Annotated in this window: 20 protein-coding genes; 10 read left to right on the top strand and 10 right to left on the bottom strand. The window is 59.3% G+C overall.

Annotation, left to right across the window (positions count from 1 at the left end; all coding sequences use genetic code 11):
* Positions 1 to 39: 39 nt before the first annotated feature.
* Complete coding sequence (gene trmD, locus ACOBR2_RS06200; RefSeq protein ID WP_420239173.1) at positions 40 to 867, top strand: tRNA (guanosine(37)-N1)-methyltransferase TrmD; 828 nt, start codon at positions 40 to 42, stop codon at positions 865 to 867.
* A 267-nt stretch (positions 868 to 1,134) separates the two neighbouring features.
* Here trmD and ACOBR2_RS06205 read toward each other — a convergent pair whose 3' ends face one another.
* On the bottom strand, positions 1,135 to 2,334 hold the full coding sequence (locus tag ACOBR2_RS06205) for a carbohydrate porin (RefSeq protein ID WP_420239174.1): 1,200 nt from the start codon (positions 2,332 to 2,334) through the stop codon (positions 1,135 to 1,137).
* 546 nt (positions 2,335 to 2,880) lie between these two features.
* On the opposite strand from ACOBR2_RS06205, the gene ACOBR2_RS06210 reads away from it, so the two are divergent.
* Together ACOBR2_RS06210 and pheA are read left to right on the top strand one after the other, a co-directional pair.
* Positions 2,881 to 3,741, top strand: coding sequence for a UbiA-like polyprenyltransferase (locus ACOBR2_RS06210; RefSeq protein ID WP_420239175.1), 861 nt, complete (start codon positions 2,881 to 2,883; stop codon positions 3,739 to 3,741).
* A 403-nt stretch (positions 3,742 to 4,144) separates the two neighbouring features.
* Positions 4,145 to 4,963, top strand: a complete 819-nt coding sequence (gene pheA, locus ACOBR2_RS06215; RefSeq protein ID WP_420239176.1) for a prephenate dehydratase — start codon at positions 4,145 to 4,147, stop codon at positions 4,961 to 4,963.
* 94 nt (positions 4,964 to 5,057) lie between these two features.
* Here pheA and ACOBR2_RS06220 read toward each other — a convergent pair whose 3' ends face one another.
* On the bottom strand, positions 5,058 to 5,660 hold the full coding sequence (locus tag ACOBR2_RS06220; protein ID WP_420239177.1) for an outer membrane beta-barrel protein: 603 nt from the start codon (positions 5,658 to 5,660) through the stop codon (positions 5,058 to 5,060).
* A 435-nt stretch (positions 5,661 to 6,095) separates the two neighbouring features.
* Here ACOBR2_RS06220 and ACOBR2_RS06225 point away from each other — a divergent pair, with 435 nt between their 5' ends.
* From ACOBR2_RS06225 to accC, 3 genes are all read left to right on the top strand, one after another.
* Positions 6,096 to 7,169 (top strand): M24 family metallopeptidase, encoded by a 1,074-nt coding sequence (locus ACOBR2_RS06225; RefSeq protein ID WP_420239178.1) that lies wholly within the window; start codon positions 6,096 to 6,098, stop codon positions 7,167 to 7,169.
* 40 nt (positions 7,170 to 7,209) lie between these two features.
* Entirely contained in the window at positions 7,210 to 7,686 is a 477-nt protein-coding gene (gene accB / locus ACOBR2_RS06230; RefSeq protein WP_420239179.1) for an acetyl-CoA carboxylase biotin carboxyl carrier protein, read from the top strand.
* A 175-nt stretch (positions 7,687 to 7,861) separates the two neighbouring features.
* Complete coding sequence (gene accC / locus ACOBR2_RS06235; protein ID WP_420239180.1) at positions 7,862 to 9,223, top strand: acetyl-CoA carboxylase biotin carboxylase subunit; 1,362 nt, start codon at positions 7,862 to 7,864, stop codon at positions 9,221 to 9,223.
* A gap of 392 nt (positions 9,224 to 9,615) precedes the next feature.
* Here accC and lnt read toward each other — a convergent pair whose 3' ends face one another.
* Positions 9,616 to 11,235, bottom strand: coding sequence for an apolipoprotein N-acyltransferase (gene lnt / locus ACOBR2_RS06240; protein WP_420239181.1), 1,620 nt, complete (start codon positions 11,233 to 11,235; stop codon positions 9,616 to 9,618).
* 384 nt (positions 11,236 to 11,619) lie between these two features.
* Between lnt and ACOBR2_RS06245 the strand changes: the two genes are divergently transcribed.
* Positions 11,620 to 11,745, top strand: coding sequence for a hypothetical protein (locus ACOBR2_RS06245; protein ID WP_420239182.1), 126 nt, complete (start codon positions 11,620 to 11,622; stop codon positions 11,743 to 11,745).
* A 131-nt stretch (positions 11,746 to 11,876) separates the two neighbouring features.
* On the top strand, positions 11,877 to 14,264 hold the full coding sequence (locus tag ACOBR2_RS06250) for an APC family permease (RefSeq protein WP_420239183.1): 2,388 nt from the start codon (positions 11,877 to 11,879) through the stop codon (positions 14,262 to 14,264).
* Positions 14,265 to 14,336: 72 nt separating this feature from the next.
* On the opposite strand, the gene ACOBR2_RS06255 is transcribed toward ACOBR2_RS06250, so the two are convergent.
* The 3 genes from ACOBR2_RS06255 to ACOBR2_RS06265 all read right to left on the bottom strand — a co-directional run bounded on the left by ACOBR2_RS06255 (position 14,337) and on the right by ACOBR2_RS06265 (position 16,322).
* Positions 14,337 to 15,041 carry a metal-dependent hydrolase gene (locus ACOBR2_RS06255; RefSeq protein ID WP_420239184.1) on the bottom strand — a complete coding sequence of 235 codons (705 nt, stop codon included), beginning with the start codon at positions 15,039 to 15,041 and terminating at the stop codon, positions 14,337 to 14,339.
* 81 nt (positions 15,042 to 15,122) lie between these two features.
* Positions 15,123 to 15,776, bottom strand: coding sequence for a methyltransferase domain-containing protein (locus tag ACOBR2_RS06260; protein WP_420239185.1), 654 nt, complete (start codon positions 15,774 to 15,776; stop codon positions 15,123 to 15,125).
* Positions 15,777 to 15,926: 150 nt separating this feature from the next.
* Positions 15,927 to 16,322, bottom strand: a complete 396-nt coding sequence (locus ACOBR2_RS06265; RefSeq protein WP_420239186.1) for a bactofilin family protein — start codon at positions 16,320 to 16,322, stop codon at positions 15,927 to 15,929.
* Positions 16,323 to 16,724: 402 nt separating this feature from the next.
* Here ACOBR2_RS06265 and ACOBR2_RS06270 point away from each other — a divergent pair, with 402 nt between their 5' ends.
* Positions 16,725 to 17,420: a hypothetical protein gene (locus ACOBR2_RS06270; protein WP_420239187.1), complete on the top strand. Its 696-nt coding sequence runs from the start codon at positions 16,725 to 16,727 to the stop codon at positions 17,418 to 17,420.
* Here ACOBR2_RS06270 and ACOBR2_RS06275 read toward each other — a convergent pair.
* Entirely contained in the window at positions 17,399 to 18,289 is an 891-nt protein-coding gene (locus ACOBR2_RS06275; RefSeq protein WP_420239188.1) for a GntR family transcriptional regulator, read from the bottom strand. The two genes, ACOBR2_RS06270 and ACOBR2_RS06275, sit on opposite strands and share 22 nt — an antisense overlap.
* Before the next feature lie 66 nt (positions 18,290 to 18,355).
* Positions 18,356 to 19,210: an NAD(+)/NADH kinase gene (locus ACOBR2_RS06280; RefSeq protein WP_420239189.1), complete on the bottom strand. Its 855-nt coding sequence runs from the start codon at positions 19,208 to 19,210 to the stop codon at positions 18,356 to 18,358.
* 472 nt (positions 19,211 to 19,682) lie between these two features.
* On the opposite strand from ACOBR2_RS06280, the gene prfB reads away from it, so the two are divergent.
* Positions 19,683 to 20,823, top strand: a protein-coding gene (gene prfB / locus ACOBR2_RS06285; RefSeq protein ID WP_420239190.1) for a peptide chain release factor 2 whose coding sequence is annotated in 2 segments (ribosomal slippage) — positions 19,683 to 19,754 and positions 19,756 to 20,823 — 1,140 coding nt in all. Because the reading frame shifts where the segments join, the coding sequence is not laid out codon by codon here.
* A gap of 262 nt (positions 20,824 to 21,085) precedes the next feature.
* On the opposite strand, the gene ACOBR2_RS06290 is transcribed toward prfB, so the two are convergent.
* Both ACOBR2_RS06290 and ACOBR2_RS06295 read right to left on the bottom strand, forming a co-directional pair.
* The gene (locus ACOBR2_RS06290; protein WP_420239191.1) at positions 21,086 to 23,410 is read right to left on the bottom strand and encodes a sulfurtransferase TusA family protein; all 2,325 of its coding nucleotides are present in this window, start codon (positions 23,408 to 23,410) and stop codon (positions 21,086 to 21,088) included.
* The gene (locus ACOBR2_RS06295; protein ID WP_420239192.1) at positions 23,400 to 23,834 is read right to left on the bottom strand and encodes a M67 family metallopeptidase; all 435 of its coding nucleotides are present in this window, start codon (positions 23,832 to 23,834) and stop codon (positions 23,400 to 23,402) included. The genes ACOBR2_RS06290 and ACOBR2_RS06295 overlap by 11 nt, the downstream gene beginning before the upstream one ends.
* Positions 23,835 to 23,837: the final 3 nt, after the last annotated feature.

The raw sequence follows: 23,837 nt of genomic DNA on the forward strand, positions 1-23,837 counted from the left end.
TGTTCCCTGATCTCTCTTCCCTGTTTATCATCGAGTAATATGCAATTCGAGATCGTCACCATCTTCCCCGGGTTATTTACCGGCATCCTTGAAAACGGAATCATGCGCCGGGCTTTGGCCGAGGAGAAGCTCAAGGTGGGCTTGCACGATCTGCGTGCCCACACCCACGACCGCCATCGCACCGTGGACGACCGCCCGTTTGGCGGCGGCGAGGGCATGGTGCTCAAGCCCGAGCCGCTGGCCGAGGCCTTCGCCGCGCTGGGCGTGAAACCCAAGCCGGAGCGCACGGCCGAGGATGCGGGTACGTTGGTGGTGCTGATGAGCGCCCAGGGGCCGCGCTTCAATCAGGCCATGGCCCGCAAGCTCAGCAGCTATCAGCGCATGGTGCTGGTCTGCGGCCGTTATGAGGGCGTAGACGAGCGCATCAACGATCTGTACTGTGACATGGAGCTTTCCATTGGCGATTATGTGCTGAGCGGCGGCGAACTGGCGGCGGCCATCGTGGTCGATACCATGATGCGGCTGATTCCCGGCGTGCTCGGCAACGAGGCTTCCAGCGAGTTCGAGAGCTTTGGCGCATCCGATGCCGAGATCGACACCGACGTGGAGGGCGTGCCGCGCTCCCAGCATGGCGCGGGTGGTCTGCTTGACTATCCGCACTACACCCGACCCGCGGATTTTGCCGGTCTGCGCGTGCCCGAGGTGCTGCAGCAGGGCGACCATAGCCAGATCCGCAAGTGGCGGCGTCGTGAGCAACTGCGCAAAACCCTGCAGAACCGTCCAGACCTGCTGGAAGGCGCACTCCTCAGCAAGGAAGACCGCAAGATTCTGGGGGAATTACGAAAAGATCCTGAGGCAGGGAAGTAAGACGAAAACATATCTTCTGTAGCTCGAGTGTCCTGTTGGCGTTTACGGCGTCAATTCGTTTTTTCATCCCGGGAGGGATGAAGCGAAAATAGCCCCGGGTGAACCCTGAGCGAAGGCGAAGGGGAAACCAGGGGATTGCTGCCTCAGAGTGACGGAGCGCCCCGGAGGGGCGCTGAGAAATCCTGTAAAAAATGGTTTTGAGCCACAGTATGCCACCGTCCCCTCTGGGGCGTTTTCCAGTTTTGCCTTGCAGTAGTTCCCAAAAAATTAAAAGTTGACTTTGGTCATCGTGCCAAAGACCCAGCCGTTCGGCACGTGGCCAAAGGTGAAGGCCGCAGGATTGCGTACATACTGGAAATTCGGGTGGAAGGAGAGCGCGGGCGTGAACTGCCATCCGTAACCGGCTTCACAGGCGATTTCGGCGTTGGAGAAGGTGGTATCGACGGCTTTATCCTCCAGTGCATGCATGCTTTCAGCACGCAAGGCGCGCGGATTGACTCCGGCATGCACGCAGCCCAAATTGACGTAGTCATGTGGGCGGCGGCGCATGGGGCCCTGCGCGATGGCTGCGGCCAGAAGGTAGCTGGTCATCAGCGCGCTGGGTTTGTCGGAGAGCGTTCCCTGCAGGTAGAGGTTGACGCCGCGGCTGTTGTCCACGGAGAAGCTGGCAATCTGCTGGCTGGTGAGTAGCCAGCCACCGTAACGGCCCGCCACAACCTGACCGCTCTGGTTCACGTCCTTGGCCTCGGACGTGTCGTAGTAACTGCCCAGTTTATAGGTTCCCGGCAGAGCTTTTGCTCCGGCATAGGAGTTCAGGCTTAACTCCAGCGGAAAGATCGCGCCGGTGGCGCCATCAAAGCTCAGGTTTAAACCGTTCCCGGATTTTTTGTTCTGTGCGTTGGCTTCGTAGGCAGCCACTTCCAGATAGAAGTTGGGCTGTATGAAGATGCGCAGGCGTGCGCCCAGCTCCGCAGTGGGCCAGTCGGTCCAGGCCGCATCGTTGGGCAGGCTCTCGGCGTGGGCGCAAAAACCCAGGTTTTCATAGTCGCACAGAACGGCGGTGCGGGCGAAGTCGTTGCCCATGATAAAGTCGCCGACTTTCAGGCTCATGCGCTTGTGCAGCAGGCTTTTGTCGATCGAGAATTCCGTGATCCGGTTGGTTTCGCCAGCACCGTAGTTTTCCTGCACGGCCAGAATGTTATTTGCCAGAAAATTGGCTGAGGCGCTGCCGCCATGGCGGCGATCAAAGCTGAAGTGGAAGGTTGTGCCTTTCCAGCCAAGGGTTCTTTTGAGCTTTGCATCCAGAAAAAAGGAGAGGTCATCCGAATAATCCGACCCTTGTCCGTTGCCGCCAGCATAGACGGTGGCCGATTCGCCAATGTAGCGCGAGCGGATGTCGATGCCGTAATGCGACAGATACTTGCGTGCTCCATCCCAGTCTCCGCTGAGTTGGTTCTGCCTGCCCATACTCTGTATCCATTGCGGAGTGACTGGCTGCGCTTGCGTCTGCGGTTGCTGTGCCTGAATGTTTATTAAATGAGTTGAAAGGATTGTGCTGCCGAAGAAAACAAAGAGCCTGAGTCGTTTTTGCAAGTGCGTCACGTGATTTCTGGTCCTCTTGCCGTAGTTGGAGACAACCTTCCCCTTCAGCCGCATGGAAGGACCTTGCGGCTATAGCATTTTCGGAATTGCTGTAGGCCGAAAGCAGGATGCTAAGTACCTTTTTCCTCAAGAAAAAGGTACCTCGCAAGCCCCTTAAAAAGTCTACGTGTATTCAGAAAATGCTCAAGAAGAAGGGAAACCCTGTCCGCAATCTCTCTTGATTAGCAGTATGACGATGATAAGGCCGTGCCTGCCACTCAAAGGTCTCAGGAGATGTAACAGACAATTTCCAGAAAGGGAAGAACATGGACATGCGTCGAACGGGAATTGCCGCGCATGGTTCAGACGGGAAAAAAAGGGGTAAACCTGTTCCTGTTTTGATTCGTTACACTGAAAGCAAGGAGAGTACGCATGCAGGGACTTGTGACCAAGGTGAAGATTACGCTGGAAATGATCAAGTGGGAGCACTCCATCTTCGCCCTGCCTTTTGCGCTTACGGCCACCTTGCTGGCGGCGCATGGATTGCCCGGTTGGCGCACTCTGCTGTGGATTCTGGTGGCCATGGTCAGCGCGCGTTCCTCGGCCATGGCTTTCAATCGCTGGGCCGATGCCGACATTGATGCCACGAACCCGCGCACCAAAATGCGCGCCATTCCCGCTGGCCTGCTGTCGCGTAGGTTCGTCTTTGTTTTCACGTTGTTGACCGCAGCGCTTTTCCTGTTTGCCACCGCGCAACTCAACCGGCTTACATTCTTGCTTTCGCCCGCCGTGCTGGCGGTGCTGCTGGGCTACAGCTATCTGAAGCGCTTTACGCGCTGGGCACACCTGGGCCTGGGACTAGCGCTGGGCCTTGCGCCAGCAGGCGCATGGATTGCCGTGCGTGGCTCGCTGGACCCGCGCATCCTCGTGCTTACTGCCGTCGTCCTGTTGTGGGTGGCGGGCTTTGACGTGCTTTACGCCTGCCAGGACTTCGATCACGACCGCAAGGAGGGTCTGCACTCGCTGCCTAGCCGCATCGGCATCGAGCGCTCCTTTCGTGTGGCCCAGTTCATGCACTTGTTCATGATTGCCATGCTCATTCTTTTCTCCCGGATCTTCCACTTCCACGTGTGGGGCGAACTGGGCGTGGTGGTAGTGGCTGGCCTGATCACCTATGAGCACATGATTATCTCCCCCAAGGATCTGCGCCGCCTGAACGCCGCCTTCTTCACCATGAACGGCGTAATTTCGATGGTCTTTCTGGCCTTTGTGGCGGCTGAGGTCTGGTTGTAGGTGCCAGCTTTCAGCTTCTAGCTCCCAGCCTCCAGCCCCTGGCTAGGAGCTAGGGGCTGGAGGCTGTTTTCCTGCTTCCCCACCCTAGAGCAAATTCAGAATGACCGTGCAGTCTGAAAGAGTGTGCAGGATGCCGTTTTCTTGAGGAAAACGACACTTTGGTCCATCAACTCCCTCTACAGCAATTCTGAATTTGCTATAGCCACAAAAACAAAGGCGTGGCGAGGGGTGGGGCACCCAAAGAATATGGATATTTATTTGCCGGACCAATAAGCGAGAAGCTCTGCGCAAGCCACGCGAAGCAACTGGTCGCACCGCAGGTGCCAGGTGGTGGTAAGGTGAAATGGGTAGGATTCCTGCTCTTTTCCTTTTATTCCAACACTTCAGGAGATGACGGTTCCCGATGAAGATCGCCATTCAGGGTGAACCAGGTTCATTCAGTCACGAGGCCGCGCTCAAGATGGATCCCGAGGCCGCCCTTGTACCGTGCACGCTTTCCGCCGGGGTTTTTGCCCGGCTGGCCGCGCACGAGGCTGATGTGGCTGTGATTCCCATCGAAAATAGTCTGGCCGGTTCGGTCAGCGAGCATTTTGATCTGCTGCTGAACCATGATGTGAAGGTGGTACGCGAGGAGTTGTTGCGTATCCGCCACAACCTGATCGGTATTGCCGGCACCAGGACGGAAGAGATCGAGCGCGTCTACTCGCATCCCGTGGCGCTGGCCCAGTGCCGTCGCTTTCTGGCCGAGCATCCCCGCATGGCTTCCTATGCGTTTTACGACACGGCTGGCAGCGTCAAGCAGGTGGTGGAGACGCAGGACGCCCATGCGGCGGCCATCGCCAGCAAGGAAGCGGCCCGTTGTTACGGAGCCCAGATCCTTGAGGCCGACATCGAGGACAATCCGGAGAACTACACCCGTTTTTTTCTGGTGCATCGCGCTGCCGAGGCGGTTGTGCAGAGCGAAGTCAACAAGATCAGTCTGGCCTTTGCGCTGGCCAACCAGCCCGGCTCGCTGGTGGCTGCCCTCAGTGCGTTTGCCGCTCTCGGTGTGAATATGACCAAGATCGAGTCGCGCCCGGTGCAGGGCCGCCCGTGGGAGTACATCTTCTACGCCGACTGCCAGGTGGCCAACTCGGACGAGGCTTCCCGCGCGGTGCAGGCCATCCAGCCCCACTGCTCCATGGTCAAGGAGCTGGGCCGTTACCGTGAAGGCGTGCTTTAAAGCTTTTCTGGATAGAGAAAAACTTCAGGCAAAACAAAAGGACGAACCCCGTGGGGTTCGTCCTTTTTGTTTAACATCACTGGCCCGGATGTTTTTAGAAGTGATAAGAGACGCCCAGCACCGGATTGTAGATGTTGTACCACTTGTTGGTGGTGAACTGGCTGTCATTGAAGGTCGGAACCTTGGTGACCCAGCCGCGGTACTCGGCGCGGATGTCGAAGCTGGGGCTGATCTCGTAGGCCACACCAGCGCCATAGATGCCGCCGATTTCGGTCTGCTGCTTGACGTCCAGCGTAGTGGTACCCATATCGCGGATCGGCAGGAAGATGAATGCGCCCGGACCGGCTTCCACAAACGGGTTGAAGTTCTTGTAAACAAAGGAGCGAACATAGGCAGCGGAGATTTCCTGCGTGCGGGTGTTCACCTTGTAGTTGTTCGGGTTGGCCCAGTAGTGAATGGTGTTGTTATCGGTGATCGAGTAGTTGGCCTCAAGGGCGCTGGTCGGCGTCAGCATGAAGCGATAGCTGGCCAGGGCACCGAAGGCCCGGTTGGCACCCACCTGAACATCGGTAGACGAGGCGCGGAAAGGTTCGATAAGTCCCATACCGCTCAAACTGATATCCTGGCGGCTTTCCTGGGCGCGGACTGCCGCCGCGCATGCGAACAGCAGAATTGCAAAAATGGCGATCTTCTTCATTCGGTCCTGAACCTCACGACTGCACAACCGTCCGGCTGGCATCAAGCTAGTCGATTCCGGTGCTCCGGAATCTTACCGGGCCCCGCTCTCAGCATTGTAACTGCATGGACCGGGTCTTGGTGAATTCCCGTGGCCCAAAGACGGTTCTCTTCTTGCTCCAAGGCCTTAGACGTCAGCACCTGCGGTTCGGATAGCAAGACAGAGAACAGAGATCAGAGAACAGAGATCTGGGGGCTGAGAGCGGGGGAGGTTTTTCAGTTTTTAGCACGGAGTGGGTGTCCCGGGGCCCTCGCTTTTGGGAACCAGGGATGGTACTACCTTTGGGGTTTGTGCTTTCCCTGATCCCTGCCCCTGATCTCTGTTCTCTGTACGTCCCCCAGTTCTCTGTCCCCAGCCCCCTGTGGTATACCAATTCTCGTGGAACACGTTCGTCGTATGAGCGCTTTGCGCCGCAAACTCTCTCGTGCCGGTCTTTCCGGACTGGTAGTCACCCACCTTGCCGACATTCGCTATCTGACCGGTTTTACCGGTTCCAGCGCTGCTCTGGCGGTGGCTGGACGCGTCGCCCATCTGTTTACCGATGGCCGCTACAAGACCCAGGCCGAAGCCGAAGTCTCTGCCGCCAAGGTGGAGATTGTCGGCGGATCGCCGGCGGTTTCCGCTGTGCAGTGGATTGCCGCCCAGCCCAATGCCAAATTGACCGGCTTTGACGGCGCGGTAACCACCGTTGCCCAGCTGGATAGCTGGAAGCAGGCTCTGCCCAGCCGTCTGCGCCGGAATTTTCTTACTCCGCTGGCCGCTCCCATCGTGCCGTCGCTGCGCACCGTCAAGGACGCCGACGAGATTGAGTGCCTGTCCCAGGCTGCGGCGCTTGGTTGTAAGCTTTTTGACCACATTCTGGGCTTTATCCGGCCCGGTTTGCGGGAGATCGACGTAGCTGCCGAGCTGGAGCACAGGGCGCGCGTGCTGGGCGCTGAAGGCATGTCGTTTGACACGATTGCCGCCAGCGGTGAGCGTTCGGCCCTGCCCCATGGCCGTGCCAGCCTGGCCACTTTGCCCAAGCGCGGCTTCCTGATGCTGGATTTTGGCGTGCTGCTCAACGGCTATTGCTCCGATATGACCCGTACCCTGCATCTGGGTTCGCCCAAGCAGGAGGAACGGGGCATTTATCAGGTTGTCCTGGAGGCGCAGGAGGCTGCAGTGGCCGCTGTTCGCCCCGGAGTCACCTGTGCTGAAGTGGATGAGGCTGCCCGTTCCGTCTTACGTATGTATGGGTTGGCTGAGCAGTTTACCCACTCCACCGGCCACGGCGTCGGGCTGGAGATTCACGAGCAGCCCCGCGTCGGCGTTGGCCAGAAGACCCGTCTGGAAGAGGGGATGGTCATCACTATTGAGCCGGGCATTTACCTGCCCGGAAGGTTCGGAATCCGCATTGAAGACACGGTCGTGGTGGAACGGGAGCAGGCGCGCATCCTGACCCCCTCGCCCAAGGCTCTCATCGAGTTGTAGAATCGAAACATACGCCCAACGGGCGCTGCCAAGGGAAAGAATGAAACAACAAGACATCGACGATCTGAAGCAGCTGATTGAATTCCTCAAGGCCTACCAGGTTACCGAGTTTGATCTGGATCGTGGCGACACGAAGATCCGCCTGAAGTTCAGCCCCTCAGTTGCCGTAGCGGCTCCGCTGGTTGAGCTGGCCAAGGCTGCCGTGGTTCCGGCTGCCGCGTCCGCTGCTGCGCCCGCGTTTGCCGCCGCACCGGCTGCCCCAGCCGAAGAGGCTGGCCTGCACATCATCAAATCGCCGCTGGTGGGCACCTTTTATGGCTCTCCCTCGCCCGACGCTGCCGCCTTTGTTTCCGTGGGCGATCGCGTGACCAAGGGCAAGGTGGTAGGCATTGTTGAGGCCATGAAGCTGATGAACGAGATTGAGTCCGACATTACCGGTCAGGTGGTTGCCTGTCTGGCCACCAACGGGCAGGCCATCGAGTACGGTCAGCCGCTGTACAGCGTTCGCATCGGGTAGCTGCGGAGTTGGCGGAGTCAGCGCGGTGAGCGGTGTTAGCCTTCCTTGTTTGGGTTAGAGTATTGGTTTTGTATTGATTTGCTAACACAGCCAACTCCGCTAACCGCGCTAACACCGCTGTCTCCGCTAACACCGCTCTCACCGCCGTCCCCGCTCTTTTTTATTGAGGTTTTGCATGTTTCGTAAGGTTCTGGTTGCCAATCGCGGCGAGATCGCGCTGCGGGTTTTGAATGCCTGCCGTGAGCTGGGCATTCGTACCGTTGCCGTCTACAGCGAGGCTGACCGCAATTCGCTGCACGTTCGTTATGCCGACGAGGCCATCTGCATCGGCCCGCCGCGTCTGGCGGAAAGCTATTTGAACGTTCCTGCGGTCATTGCCGCAGCCGAGATTGCCGATGTGGACGCGATCCATCCCGGCTACGGTCTGCTGAGCGAGAACGCCCGCTTTGCCGAGGTCTGCCGCGCCTCCAACATCAAGTTCATCGGACCTCCGCCCGAGGTTACTCGCCTGATGGGCGAGAAGGAAAAGGCCCGCCAGGCGATGAAGAAGGCCAAGGTGCCGATTCTGCCCGGCTCCGACGGCATTCTGGCCAACATTGATGAGGCGCTGGAGTTGGCCAAACAGGTCGGCTACCCGGTCATTCTGAAGGCCAAGGCCGGTGGTGGCGGACGCGGCATGCGCATTGTGCGCGCGCCGGAAGAGCTGCCCAACCTGTACAACGCCGCTTACAGTGAGGCCGACAACGCCTTTGGCAATGGCGAACTCTATCTGGAAAAGTACGTTGAAGAGCCGCGCCACATCGAGTTCCAGATGCTGGCCGACGAGCACGGCAACGTGGCTTCGCTCTTCGAGCGCGAGTGCTCCATCCAGCGTCGCCATCAGAAGCTGATCGAAGAGGCTCCGTCGCTGCAGGTTACGCCCAAGATGCGCGAGGAGATTGGCAAGACGCTCTGCAAGTGCCTCTCCGACGTGGGCTATCAGAACGCCGGCACCGTCGAGTTCGTCATGGACTCCCACGGCAAGCTCTACTTCATCGAGATGAACACCCGCATCCAGGTCGAGCACCCGGTGACGGAGTTCATTACCGGTGTGGATCTGGTGAAGGCGCAGCTGCGCATTGCCGCGGGTGAAAAGCTCAGCGACATTCTGCCCAAGAAGCTGGAAATCCATGGCCATGCCATCGAGTGCCGCATCAATGCCGAGCATCCGGTCAAGTTCACGCCTTCCGCAGGCAAGATTACGGCCTTCAACGTGCCCGGCGGCAACGGCATTCGCGTGGATACGGCGCAGTATGCCGAGGGCGTGATTCCGCCCTATTACGACTCGATGATCGGCAAGCTGATTGCTTTCGGCATCGACCGCGATGAGGCCATTGTCCGCATGAAGCGCGCCCTTGGCCAGTTCGTGGTGGAAGGTGTCTTCACCTCGATCCCCCTGCACATGGAGATTCTGGCGGACGCTGACTTCCTGAAGGGCGACTTCAACACCAAGTACATGGAGAAGTTTCTGGCCAGGCGCGTAGCCACAGAAGAATAGCTGCATCCTTGCAAAAGTGAACGGCCCGGAAGCAATTCCGGGCCGTTTCTATTTTCAGGGTGGTATGGGGCTGTGGGTGCCCCTGGTCCCGCTTTTGGGACCTGGGAAAGCATGAACTCAAGGCGCAAAGGACGCGATCAAAAAACTAATGTCCTGAGTCTGAAATCCTCATCAAATTTCAGCCTGTCATCCTGAGCGACCGCAGGGAGTCGAAGGACCTGCGGTTGCTTTTTGCCTCTGCGTCAATGAACTTTGCTCCCAAAGACATATCAACTTCTGCGGCAGATCCTTGAAGGACAGTCACTGATCTTTCGACTCCATTTGGCCCAAAAACGGTCAAACTCTGCGCAAGAGGACAGAACAATTACGAGGTGAACTTTGGACTCAGGACCCTAACGTGCCACGGGTACCATCTTGCCGGGTCTGCGCGGCTTGTAGCCAAGCAAGCCCAGCGACAACAGGACGCAGAGCCCGGCGAAGAGGTCGCCGTGGGCCGAGTAGAAGGTTACGTCGTGGCGGAAGCCATACTGCGCGGGCAGTGCATCCTCCGTGTGGCGCGGAATGGACTGGCGGACACGGCCGTAGGGGTCAATGGCTGCCGTGACGCCGCTGTTGGTGTCGCGCAGAATCCAGCGGCGGTTCTCGATGGCGCGCATACGGGCCATGTTCAGATGCTGCCAGGGCGCACTGGTGTCGCCATACCAGCCGTCGTCGCTGATGTTGACCAGAACCTCTGCGCCGTGGGCGGCAAACTCCCGCACCTCGTCGGCAAAGACGGACTCGTAGCAGATGAAGACGCCGTAGCTATGGCCATCCAGAACGAAGGTTTTGTGCGTCGTGCCGCGATCAAAGCGCGAAACCTGCCCTGTAAGCTTGCGGGCAAAGACCAGCAGTTGCTGGAAGGGCACGTACTCGCCGAAGGGGACGAGGTGAATCTTGTCGTAGCGGCCCACGCGATTGCCGCTGGCGTCTACGATGAGCGCCGAGTTGTACTCGTGCAGATTCGTGCCCTCCGACCCCTTCTCCAGTTCCACGCCGATGGCGCCAATCACGGAGGCTGCCTGCACGTTTTTGCCGATGGAGGAATAAAGCTTCTGGAAACGGTGATCGTCCTCGAAAAAGGGTGCGGGCGACTCCGGCCAGGCCACTAGGTCAGGATGCGTGGCGTAGGGCGGGCAGACGATTTCGCCGGTGGGCGCGCCGCTTTCCGGCATGCCGGCAATGTAGGTTTTGCACTGGCTGGCGGCTAGCTGGGCAAAGCGCTTGGCATGCGCTTCCCACTCGCCGGGGCGGTTCCACAGGCCCACGCCGGTCACGTCTAAATTGGGCTGCACCAGCACGGCGGTGGCTGTGCTGGGCGCGGGTGCGGGATTCAGGCAGAGGCCCAGAAGGCTGGCCGCAGTAAGCAGCGCGGCGGAGCTGAGCGCAATCAGCCGTTCTCGCCGGGCCGGAAGCAGGAAAAAACCGGCCAGCAGCGCATTGACCACAACCAGCAGAAAGCTGATGCCGTAAACGCCCGTAAGGGTAGCCAGCCGATTGATGAGCTGATTGTCCACCTGCGAGTAGCCCAGCTGATCCCATGGGTCGCTGGTGATGTGCGCCGCAGCCAGATCGAGCGCGGTCCACAGGAAGGGCGCAGCCAGCAGAGTCCACTGGGCGCTGCCAGTGCGTCGCCGTATCCAGGCTAACCCCAGGCCGAAGAGGCCGACGTAGGTGCCCAGATACAGCCCAAAGGCGATCAGCAGCAGTTCCGGGGCGAAGGGCGGCATGTCGCCGTACTGCATCATGGTGTCGCGCACCCAGTAGCAGTTGCCCATATACCAGAGCACGCCCGCTATGTAGCCAAGACAGAATCCGCGCCGGAGAGGATTTTTTGCCGTGGGAACCGCGGAAAGAATGGCCCAGAGGAGCGGTGCCAGACCGAACCAGGCAAAGATGGAGCGCCAGACCGGCATAGGGCCGGCTAAAGGAAAGGGCAATTCCAGCAATCCGGCCGAAACCAGGGCGGCCATCCAGAAAGAGAGGCTTTTTAATGGGGCGCGTACACTTTGCATACAGTGGCGAGTCTAACGCAATGGCCGGGGTGAGGGCAGCAGGTGCGGTGGATTTTTACATTACCAATTTTTTCGGCAAGTTTTGGTAGATGAATTTCTTTGCAACCACTGGAACCGGCATAAATAGACGTCTGAATCCGTCCTTCAAGCGTTTTTATGTGGACGGATAGATCGTCTATTTTGTAAGACATTGTTTTTATGTGGTTTAAATTTATCTTTCGGACGTGAGGGAAAATCCGTTTCCTTGGCCGGGAAGAGGTTTTTCCGCGCTTGGCATCAGGAACGCATCAAGGAAGACGAAATGCGGCGGGCGCGGAGCCGGAAACAGACTACAATCTGGATATGTTTCTCGCGATCTTCGGAATGCGGTTGCTGGAAGTTCTGTTTTTCGCAGGATTGCTGGGTAGCGCGGTGGTCGTGCTGATCAGCTTTTTTGAGGACGGCAAAGAACTGTTTGGCAAGGATTAAGGCGACGGCTTCGCCTGTCTTGATCTGCTCTTGTTTGACACTGATTTGAGCTAACCATAGACTCACCGAGGGAGGGCGGTTTTAACGCTTTCCCGGGTCCAGAATGCCGGTCATTTTCCGGTCCAAATGCAATGGCATCCAATCGAACGACCGTAGCTCCTGCTTCCGACCGTGTGCGGCTGATCGTAGCGTCCAGCGTGATGCTTACGTTTATCTCTTTTTGGCGCGCCGCCGCCATCGTTCTCTGTGATCTTGGTTCCTCGGCCTTTTACGCGGGCGGTATTGCCGAACAGGCTGTGGGCGCCGCTGCCCCCTGGTTCATTCTGGGCATCATGCTGTTCAGCTTTGCGGTACGTGCCGTCTACGTCGAAAGCTGTTCGATGTTCACCCGCGGCGGTGTTTATCGCGTGGTAAAAGAGGCGCTGGGCGGTGGTTTCGCCAAGCTGAGCGTCTCGGCCCTGATGTTCGACTACATTCTGACGGGCCCCATTTCGGGCGTGTCGGCGGGTCAGTACCTCACGGGCCTGATGAACGAACTGCTGACGGTGGCCAACAGCAGCCACTGGCTGCCTCCGGCCCTGTTGGACGCCTCCGGCAATCCCTTCCAGTTTGATATGAATCACACGGCGGCGATCTTTGCCGCAGCGGTGACGATCTACTACTGGTGGGCCAACATCAAGGGCATTGAGGAATCCAGCGAAAAGGCTCTGCAGGTCATGCAGATCACCAGCGTGATGGTGATTGTGCTGATTGTATGGGGCGTGTATAGCTGCCTGATAAAAGGTGTGCATCTGCCGCCTCCGCCGACGGTTGCCAATCTGAAGTTCAGCAACGATGCGCTGGGCTTTCTGAAGGGCACCAAACTGGTTCCGCTGATGGGGTTGTTCGGCATTCTGATGGCCTTTGGGCACTCGGTTCTGGCCATGAGCGGCGAAGAGAGTCTGGCGCAGGTCAATCGCGAGATTGAGCACCCCAAGCTGAAGAATCTGAAGCGGGCGGCGATCGTAATCGCCATCTACAGCCTGGTGTTTACCGGCGGTGCAACGCTGCTGGCCTCCATGCTGATCCCCGACGGGCCCCGTACAACCATCTACCAGAACAACCTGATTGCCGGCATCGCCATGTATCTGGCCGGTCCGTTGTTCTGGCGCATTGCCTTCCGCATCTTTGTGGTGATCGTGGGCTTCCTGATTCTGTCGGGAGCCATCAACACCTCCATGATCGGCTCAACCGGCGTGCTGATGCGCGTGGCTGAAGACGGCGTGCTCACCGACTGGTTCCGCAAGCCGCACGACAAGTTTGGCACCAGCTACCGCATCGTCAATCTGGTCTTTCTGCTGCAGATGTTCACCATCATCGCCAGCCGGGGCGATGTGATCATGCTGGGTGAGGCCTACGCCTTTGGCGTCATCTGGTCGTTCACCTTCAACAGCGTGGCCATGCTGGTTCTGCGCTGGAAGTACAAGGGCGAGCGCGGCTGGAAGGTTCCGCCGAACATTAGGATCGGCAAGGTAGAGATTCCGCTGGGTCTGATCTCGGTGTTCCTGGTGTTGCTGGCTACGGCCATCACCAACCTGTTCACCAAGTCGGTGGCTACGGTCAGTGGCATCATCTTTGCCGCGGTTTTCTTTGTCATCTTCTCCGTCAGCGAACGGAAGAACCAACGCAGGCACGCCATTACCGCCCGCCAGATGAAGGACCACTTTCAGCTGGAGCATCAGGATTCGATCAGTCGCGAATCGGCGGCGATCCGCACGGGCGGCGTGATTGTGACCATGCGCGACGTGGCCAATCCGCTGGCGCTGAAGTGGACGCTGGCGCGCAACAACACCGACGAGCGCGACGTGGTGGTGATCAGCGTGCGCATGATGGGTGCGGGCGGTCCCGAGTATCTGAGTGCTGAGCAGCAGAGCTTCAGCGAGCACGAGCAGATGCTCTTTACCAAGGCCGTTTCCGTGGCCGAGAGCTTTGGCAAAAAGGTTTCGCTGCTGGTGGTTCCGGCCAATGATGTCTTTGCCGCGCTGGCCCAGTCCGCCAACTCCATGGAAGTGGATTCGGTGGTCAGCGGTGTTTCCACCTCGATGAGCGCCGAGGAGCAGGCTTTCCGCATGGGACAGGCCTGGGAGGTTCTGCCGGAGCCCAAGCGCCAGTTCAACTTCTTCGTGATTGGACCAGGCAGCGAGAGCAAGGTCTTCTACATCGGTCCACATGCGCCTACGCTTAGCCCCGACGATGTGCAGCTGGTGCACCGCCTGTGGCTGAACATGCGCCGCGATCCCTCCATCAGCGACCTGCATCATAGCGACATCATCACCTACGCGCTGACGCGGTTGGCCGGCAATTACGCCCGTGAGAAGGAAGAGATTCTGCGTGACCTGCGCAACTATCGCGCCAGCCATCAGCCTGCGGGGCTGCGGCTGGGAGATAAGGGCAGCCACGGCGCTGTTCCCGGGCTTCCGTCCTCGCAGGCAGGCTCTGAAGGGCAGATGCGCGCCATCAAGCAGACGCGGGATCAGTAGAGAATTTTCTGGAAACTCATCAAAAAGCGGAACCCCACAGGGTTCCGCTTTTTTGATGGTTGATGAAGATTTTCAGGCTTCGAAGACGTCGCCCGGATGCCAGTCCACCACTTTCACGGTGGGGTCAACGAGCGCGGCCAGCTCTGCCGGCCGTCCGGTCAGGGGCGGAAAGGTGCCAAAGTGGATGGGCAGCACGGTCTGGGGGGAAAGCAGGCGTACGGCCAGCGCAGCTTCCCGGGGACCCATGGTGTAGTGGCCGCCAATGGGCAGCAGGGCGACTTGGGGATGATAAAGATCGCCAATCAGCTTCATGTCGCCAAAAACATTGGTGTCGCCCGCGTGATAGAACGTGATGCCGTCCTTGATGGTGAGTACAAAGCCTGCGGCCACGCCGCCATCCTGCACGCCGTTCTCATCCTGAATCGAGGAGGAGTGTTTGGCCTCGACCATGGTGGCAGTCACATCCCCAAGGACGACCGAGCCGCCCAGATTCATGCCGATGGTCTGCTCCGCGCCTTTGCCCGCCATGTAGACGGCCAGCTCGTGAATGGCCACGATGGTTGCGCCGTACTTTTGCGCCAGCGGCAGAGCGTCGCCGATGTGGTCATTGTGGGCGTGGGTGAGCAGAATGGCGTCGAGCTTTTCGGGCAGCAGGAGGTTCTTGGGGGCGGAGGGATTGCCGGTCAGGAAGGGATCGATCAGGAGGTTGGTGCCGTGGGCGGTCTGGAGCAGCACAGTGGAGTGGCCCAGCCAGGTGATGCGGGTTTTGTTGCTCATATTTCTTCGTCCTCCGACTTGCACATGCGCGCCAGCGGCAGGGAAGGCGCGGGGAGGCGGCAGGCCCGTCCAAGGGCAGGCCTATCGCGTAATGATCACTTCAGAGACGCTGTCCTTGGCCAGGAACTGGCGATGGCCGCTCCATCCCGAGAAGAGCCGTTCGATACTGCGGTTAGTGAAGGCCCGCTGAATGGGGAAGTGTTGGGCCAGCTGGATTTCAACCGCGTCTTCCTCTGTAATGTGAAAGCGGCAGTGGGCGGTTTCTTCGCCCTGCATGCGGGTATGGAAGAGCGCCAGTACCTGCCCGCCGGGATTCATGGCAGAGAAGAGGTGGCTGACGAGGGGTGCGACCAGCGGTTCAGGCAGGTAATCGAGCGCCGTCCAGAGCAGCACCACGTCGAAGGTGCGGCCGGCAAAGTTCAGGCACTGTTCCAGATAGCCCTCAGCGTTCCAGGCCGGGTTGCCGTCTTCGTCGTTGCCGGTGATCCAGTTCTGAGTGCAGGCATCATGCACCAGATCGGCGAGAAAGACGCTGTGACCCAGGCTGGTCAGGTAGTTGATGTTGGTTGGAGATGTATATCCAACGTCGATGATGCGCAGGCCAGGCTCAGTTTGCAGGCGCTTGCGCAAGACGCTCCAACCTCCGGAATGGCGCGGCACTCTGGGCCCCATGGGGCTGGCCTGCGGTGTAGTGGTTTCCGGTGTCGCCTTTTTCTCGAACCAGTGACTGAACAACCTTGTCTCCCTTGAAGATGCGGGATCGTTGCCGCCCTCCTGACAGAGGCAGGCGGCAGCGTTTTCCCTTGGTTGGACGCATGAGGCAGGCCCGGCGGTTGCAAGCGCACACGCTCCCAAGCACCCGGGCCTGAGTCAGACCGGGAAAGTCTAGACAGCTTCTCCGGTTTGCGGTGCGCTCACGGTCTCTGGTGCTTTGGTCGCGACTTGAGGCGCGGCCTGGGTCAGGTCCACCCTTCCGTGGAAGATGGCATTATCTTCCACGGCCAGCCGCAGGGCGTGAATATCGCCCTCCACCTGGCAGCCAGTGCGCAGTTCCACACGTCCGCTGGCTATTACGTTGCCCTTCACATGGCCGAGCACAAGAATATCCTTGGCCGAAAGATCTGCTTCTACCCGGGCATTGGGACCGACGGTCAAACGGCTCTCCGAAAGGCTGATTGTGCCCTCGACGCGTCCGTCTACCACCAGATCCTCGCTGCCCTTAACTTCACCGCAGATCACGATCGTCTTGCCAATGCGCGCTACAGCGCTCTCCACTGCCATTCTTTCGATCCTTCCGCGGAGCCACATCGGGGCCCCTGCCCGCACTATACGCAATGTTGGCTCCGGCTTCAATTACAGAATCACGCAGAAGTCGTTCGATTCAAAGGAAAAGAGCTCCGGAGGCGCAAAGAACCGGTCTGGGGATGAATCCTGCGGGCGTTTTTGGGCGTCTGACCTAGGAGAATAGAGCTTTTGCGTATCTTTCCCGGCGGCAGGGGGATGACAGCGAAGGTGCAGAATAGAAGTGAAAGGATTTTGATGCCCGTTTTCAGCTCCCGTGCCGTGCGGCAGACTCTTCCGTTCTGTTTACTTTTCAGTATCCTGCAGGCAAGGCCGGGAGAGGCTCTGACTCCGGCACAGGCCCAGGCCCTGTGTCAGCGTGCGCTCAACGAGGAGCTGCGTATGGCCGAGGACAGCAGCCATCCGATGCGCTACCTGCTGCACAAAACCAGCCCCCGGCTGAGCACAACCAAAGAGATAGCCGAGACGCACGACGGTTATGTGGCTCGTTTGCTGCAGGTGAATGACAGGCCGCTCGACGCCGCCGGAGAGCAGCAGGAACAGGCCCGTCTGGATGCTCTGCTGGCCGATCCCAGTCTGCAACGCCACCGCAAGCACAGCGAAGAAGGGGATTCGGCGATTGTCCTGAAGTTGTTGCGCATGTTGCCCGAGGCATTTTTATACCAGGATGCGGGACAGGTCGCGGGTGGCCTGGGACGCATCGAGAAGTTTACTTTCAAGCCCAATCCGAAGTTCACCCCGCCCGATATGGAAACGCAGGCCCTGACCGCGATGGTAGGCGAGATCTGGGTGGATACGGCAGAGCAGCGCGTGACGCACCTTTATGGCTCTCTGCAGCAGGACACGAACTACGGCTGGGGGATTCTGGGCAAGCTGAACAAAGGCGGCTGGCTGGCGCTCGATCAGGCCAATGTGGGTGGCGGACAGTGGCGCATCACCCACGTACAGCTCAAGATGAGCCTGCGGATTGTGTTCAGGAACAAGATCTTCGACACCGATGAACAGATGAGCAACTATCAGCCCCTACCTGCCAGTCTGGATTACCGGCAGGCCATTCACATTTTGCGCGGGCGCTGAGCCCAGCGGGGCGTTTCCGGCTCGTCCTCATGGGGCGCGCGGGCCACGGCCTCGTCAATGGTGGTGGCGGGCGGCTGGCCGAGTACGGCGCGCACGCGGTCGCCGCGGTACTGGGTGCAGGCCATCTCCACCGGGCGGCCGTCGGCTCCGTAGACGGTGCGGGTCATCACCAGCAGGCAGGCGCGAGGCGCAAGATTCAGCAGACGTGCTTCGCGGCGGCCGGCAGCAATGGACTCGATCATGCTGTCGGTGCGGGAGAACTTCACCCCGTAGTGATCTGCGAGCACGGCGTAGAGCGACTGGTCGTTGAAGTCCATCTTCTGAATGCCAGGAAAACGCGCCAGATTGAGGAAGCTTTCTTCAATGGCCACGGGTGAGTTGTTGGCCAGGCGCAGACGGCGCAAACGAAAGACCGGCGTGCCACGAAAGATGCCCAGCCGCAGAGCCACCTCCGCGGTGGCCTCCCGCCGTTCGGCAGCCAGAACGCGGGCACCCGGCACAATGCCCAGCGCCTGCATCTCCGCGCTAAAGCCAGTAATACCGTTGATGAGCCGGGCAATTTTGGGCTGGGTAACGAAGGTTCCGTGGCCCTTCATGCGCACGGCGTACCCTAGAGCTTCAATCTGCAGCAGCGCCTTGCGGCCCACGGTGCGATTAACGCCGAAGAGCTGGCCCAGCTCGACCTCGCTGGGCAGAGGATCGCCCATGGCCAGTTGCCCGGAATGCACCATGCCGAGCAGTTGTGCCTGAATCTGCTCGGCCAGGCCGACGATGCTGTTTTTATCGATGGGATGAAACGCAAGAGCGGGCTTGGCCGGGGTCTCCAGGTTTGGCCCATCCATTTCGTGGTTGGCTTTCATCGGAGTCATTGTTGTATACAAACGCAAAAATATGCACGAAGTTTCTTTATTTAAGGGTTGGAGTGGAAGTTCATTTTACTGTTCGCCCCAACTGAGCTTGTTGCGCAGAGCCTCAAAAAAGCTGGTGTCGCCGAGCCGTACCAGGCGTACCGACTGGCTGGAGCGGCGGCAGCGCACCTCGTCGCCACGATGCAGCTCAACGGCCACCTGACCGTCGGCGGTGAGCAAGGCCAGATTCGGCACGCCTTCCACGCGCACCGTCAGATTGGCGTCGCCCCGCACCACGATGGGCCGCAGCGTGAGCAGATGCGGGCAGACGGGGGTAACCACCAGCGCATCCACGTCGGGAGTAAGGATGGGCCCGTTGGCAGCCAGGGTGTAGGCCGTGGAACCGGTGGGTGTGCTGACGATGACGCCATCGGCCAGAAAGCGCGCCACGCGCTTGCCTTCCAGTTCGACCGAAAATTCCCCCAGACGGGCAATATCGCCCTTGGAAACCACCACTTCATTCAGCACGCGGAAGGTCTTGATCAGGGTGTTGTCGCGCCAGAGTTCGGCGTGCAGCATGGCGCGCTCGTCCAGTTGATGGCAGCCCGAGCACCAGCCTTCCAGTGTGGAATAAAGGTCCGCCAGACGGACCTCGGTGAGAAAGCCCAGATGGCCAAGATTCACACTCAGGATGGGAATGCCACTGCCAACAAAGGCGCGGGCCGTACCCAGCAGCGTGCCATCGCCGCCCAGCACAATCACCAGCTCAGGATTGAGGGAAGGCAGATTGGCAAGCTCGTCGCAGGGCGCGTCGGCGCAGTAGCGGCCGCTTTCACTGCACAGCACCGGATCATATCCATGCTGGCGCAGCCAGCCCACCAGCTCCGGCACCAGCCGGGCCAACTCTGCCTTATTCGGTTTTGAAACGATAGCTACGCGCATCCTGGGCTCAAGTGTATAGGATTTGCCTGTGGAGTTGTGTTTTCTGCTGCTTATGCGGCAGGGCGATTGCATTTCAAAATACTGAAGGCTTTGTTTTGAAGGGGCACGGCTTTACAGGTTGCGGAAAAACTCGTGGCGGAGGGAGGCAGGGGGTTTAACCCCTGCAAAAAGCGGCACAATGACCGGGGGCTTCAGCCCCGGAAGTCTTTTCACTGGAAGGCATCCAAGGTAGGCCGTGGGAGAAAAGCCCGCGCCGATTGCCCCGACCCTTAAAGAGCGTTTTCGTGCCGCAAAAACAAAGACGCGGCTAAGGTGGGGCACCCGAAGAGTCGGGGCTTTGATGGCCGGATCAATAAAAGGAAGCACTATTTTCCAGAACCATTTGTTCTGTGCGATGCTCTTAAAGGGCGCTGCGCTGAAAAGTTCATCTCCCCGTCATTTCACAACAAAGTCAGGTCCCAAGAGCAAAGCCATGGCAATTTCAGATCTCGAATTCGCTTATGCTCCCGTCCGCGATCAAGTTCGCGACCTGCGGGAGTATCTTTGACCCCGCCCGCATCCGCCGGGAACTCTCTGCACTAGAAACCAAACTGGCCGATCCGGCGTTGTGGAGCGATCCTGAGGCCAGCAAGCCCCTGATGCGCGACCGCAAGCGCCTGGAGGTGTTGGTGGCCGACGACGACGCCTTGGTGCGCCGTAGCGAAGACATTGACGCCTACTTTGAGCTGGCCCGCGAGGGCGAAGATGTGGAGGCCGAACTGGAGCAGTCCATCAAGGACCTTTCCGCGCTGGCTGAAGAGCTGGAAGTGCAGACCATGCTCAGTGGCGAAGCCGATGGGCTGAATGCCATTGTGACGGTTCACCCCGGCGCGGGCGGCACCGAGAGCCAGGACTGGGCTGAGATGCTCATGCGCATGTACCTGCGCTGGGCCGAGCAGCAGGGCTTCAAGAGCGAAATCAACGACATTCTGGACGGCGAAGAGGCGGGCATCAAGTCGGTCACCTTCACCATTCAGGGCGACTACGTTTTTGGCCAGTTGGCCAGCGAGAGCGGTGTGCATCGGCTGGTGCGCATTTCGCCCTTTGACTCGGCCAAGCGCCGCCACACTTCGTTCGCCTCGGTCTATATTTCGCCGGAAATCGACGATTCCATTCATGTGGACCTGAAGATGGAAGATGTGCGCATCGACACTTACCGCTCCGGCGGCAAGGGCGGCCAGCACGTGAACACCACCGACTCGGCCGTGCGCATGACGCACCTGCCCACCAACATCGTGGTGCAGTGCCAGAACGAACGCTCCCAGCACAAGAATCGCGACAGGGCGCTCAAGATGCTGCGTTCGCGGCTCTATGAGCATGAGCTTGAAAAGAAGCGCGCCGTATCGAAAAAGGTGGAAGATTCGAAGCTGGAAATCAACTTCGGTTCGCAGATTCGCAGCTATGTGCTGCAGCCCTACCGCATGGCCAAGGACCATCGCACCAAGGTGGAAGTGGGCGATGTAGACAAGGTGCTGGACGGCTATCTGGAGCCTTTCCTGCGCGGCTTTCTGGTGGCCAAGCGTCGCGGTACGGCGCAGGCTGGCGGCGACGACGCGGATGATTTGGACGTTTAAAGGCAGCCTTCAGCTCTCAGCTTTTAGCTCATTGTGCTCAGGATAGGACTTTGGCTAAAGCAAAACGATTGCTTTAGTCGGAAAAACTGAGAGCAAAAAACATCCCTGCCAAAGCATCTTTGGCAGGGATGTTTTTTTATAGAGCTTCAGCAAGAGCAAGCTGCAGGCCAGGTTTGTGTTTTCCGGGGCCCAGCTACAGGCGAGAATGCCAGCTCTGCCACGGTCCAGCAGAAAGCTGACGGCTGAGAGCTGACAGCCGTTTTTACCGCTTCTCGATGACGACGCTCCAGTGCGCTCCATCCTGCAGTTGCTCCACCACCAAATGGCCTTCTCCCGCGACCGAACGAGGTACATTCTCAATCGGCTTGCCATCGTCGAGCAGCACCTTCACCCGATCACCGGCCTTCATCTTGGCCAGATCCAGCTTGACCTTGACGAAGTTCATGGGGCAGGCCACGCCGCGATAATCGCGCAGCGGAATCTCCGCGACCGGAGCGGCTTGCTTACAGAGTTTTTCGGCGGGAAAGCGCAGGCTGTTGTCCATGCTTTCGTAAAGTTGCTGCACACTGGCGGCCAGCGCCAGCACGGCTTCCTGCTGCGTTGCCAGTTGGGCCGTCTTCTTGGCTTGCGCCAACTCCACCACGGGGCGATGCTTGTCGCTGACCAGAGCTGCGGCAATGAAGTGCTGCAGGAAGCTCTGGAAGACGGCTTCGTCGGTGGGTGCTTCAATGCCGCGCGTGACCAGCAGCATGCGTGAGGCGCTTAGCACAATGCGGTAGAGCGCATCTTCCTGCGAGGCAGCATCCAGATCCGTGGCCAGACGCTTCTTCTGCTCTTCCATCGCCTTCAGGTCCACGCCAATCAGATCGAAGAGGCCTGCCGAGCATTCGCCCACACCACGGCCCACAATCGTGAAGAGGTCGCTGGCGCTCCAGTCGTAGTAGTAGTTCTTGTCCTCATCGAAGGCTGGAATCTCGTGGTAGCGCTCGGTGAGCTGCTGAATATCCTGCTTGCCGTCCTTGTCGATGTACTCGGCAAAGGATGCGTAGGCGGATTTTTTCTTGGTCCACAGCGCCAGCAACTCGGAGGTAAAGGCAGGCAGATCGCGGGCGCTGATCCAGTCGATGGTTTGTGCTAGTCGCGCTTCGCCGTCCGTGGTGCGCGCACCGGCCACAATCGCATACGCCGGGTACATCTTCTGGTCCTTGCGTCGCGCCTGACCGTAAAAGCCGAGGTCGGCGACGGAGTGCTGACCGCAGGAGTTGGGGCAGCCGGAGATGTTCAGGCGGAACTCGTCGAGGCTGTCCAGATCGGCAGTCGATTTGCGCAAGACGCGTTCCACGGCGGTGAGCGCGCCCTTCGGCAGGCAGATGCCCAGCTTGCAGGTATCGGCTCCGGTGCAGGCCACGGAGTTCGACAGCAACAGCGGCGCATCGGCCAGTGTTGCAACCTCCTTCACGGCAAGGTACACATTGCCCAGATAGGCCTCGGGGATGTTGCGCAGGCGCAGATTCTGCCCAAAGGTGGCGCGCAGTGCATGGTTGCCAAAGGCGGAAGCAAACGCTGCCAGCTTCTTCAGCTCACTGCTGGCGATGTTGCCGAGCTTGGCCGGAACAAGGATGGAGTAGAGTCCTTCCTGCCGCTGGGCGCGCACGTAGCGCTTCTTCCATGCGGTGAAGGCTTCCTGCTCAACGCGCACCGGCTCCAATACAACCACTGGAACCACGTCGTCGATTTTAGTCGGAGTCAGCTTGGCATCGGCGCGTGCGGCAACGGCGTCGAACTGGGCGCGATAGAGCGCGAGAAAGCGTTCTTCGCCGAGTTGCTCCCACAGGAAGCGCAGGCGGGCAGCATTACGATTCTTGCGGTTGCCATGCTGATCGAAGAAGAGCTTGACCGCTTCGGCCACGATGTAGATTTGGTCGGCGGGAATGAATTCATGCAGAAGATGGCCTACCGACGACTTTGCGCCGAAGCCACCGGCGACATAAACCTTGAAGCCCTGCTGTCCATCGCGGATTGTGGCAACAAATCCGACGTCGGTGAACTGCGCGTATGCGGTATCGGCGGGCGAGTTGGAGAAAGCGAACTTCAGCTTGCGGGGCAGGTTCCAGGAGTCGCTTTCGGCAATCAGCCGCGTGGTGAGCGCAAAGGCGTAGGGACTGGGATCGAAGACCTCATCGATGCCGAAGCCAGCCGCAGGAGAGACGACGATGTTGCGCACCGTGTTGCCGCCGCCGCCGCGTGAGGAAAGGCCCACCGGCAGCAGTGCGCGCAGGACAGGGATGACGTTTTCGAGCGCTACATCGTGAATCTGGAACTCCTGCCGCGTGGTGACATGCACGAAGGAAGAACCGTACTGTTCGGCCAGTTCAGCCAGCCGGATCAGCTGTGCGGGCGTGGCCGCGCCGCCGGTCGCGCGCACGCGCACCATGTACGTGCCGTCCTTGCGCTGTTCATAGCAGCCAAAGGGCACACGCCGCGCCTTCAGCGCCGCAGCCTCCAGTTCACCCCTGCGAAACTTGTGGATCAAGCCTTCAAGCTCATCGATTTCCTGAGCCAGATTGGCAGGCAATTCATAGGACATGGTTGACCTCCGCGGTTTGGTTCACAATCTCAATCTCTTCGCGCTCCACATCTCCATTACGTATGCGGAAAGAGCGCACATCCGGCTCCGTACCAGCAAGCGATGCGATCACGTAGCTGAGTTCCGCATCAAAGGCCAGACGAATGTCCTCCTGCGAGGGCCGCGCCGGTGAGGCTGGATGGCTGTGATAGACGGCCAGCAGCTTGCGTCCGCTTTTGCGAATGGCGCGCACCACGGCGAACTGCTCGGCAGGATCAAAGCTGAAGTGCTCTTCTGACGCATCGACGTTGCGCAGCCGGATGGCCTCTACAATTACGCCACCTGCCGCGTCATCCACTGCTGCCAGATAGCCGCAGGCCTCGATGGGAGCATCCTCAATCGCATGTTCCACAATCTTCTGATAAGCCTCATGCGTAATGCGCATCTG

The sequence above is a fragment of the Telmatobacter bradus genome (assembly GCF_048629425.1).
Classification (GTDB): Bacteria; Acidobacteriota; Terriglobia; order Terriglobales; family Acidobacteriaceae; genus Telmatobacter; species Telmatobacter bradus.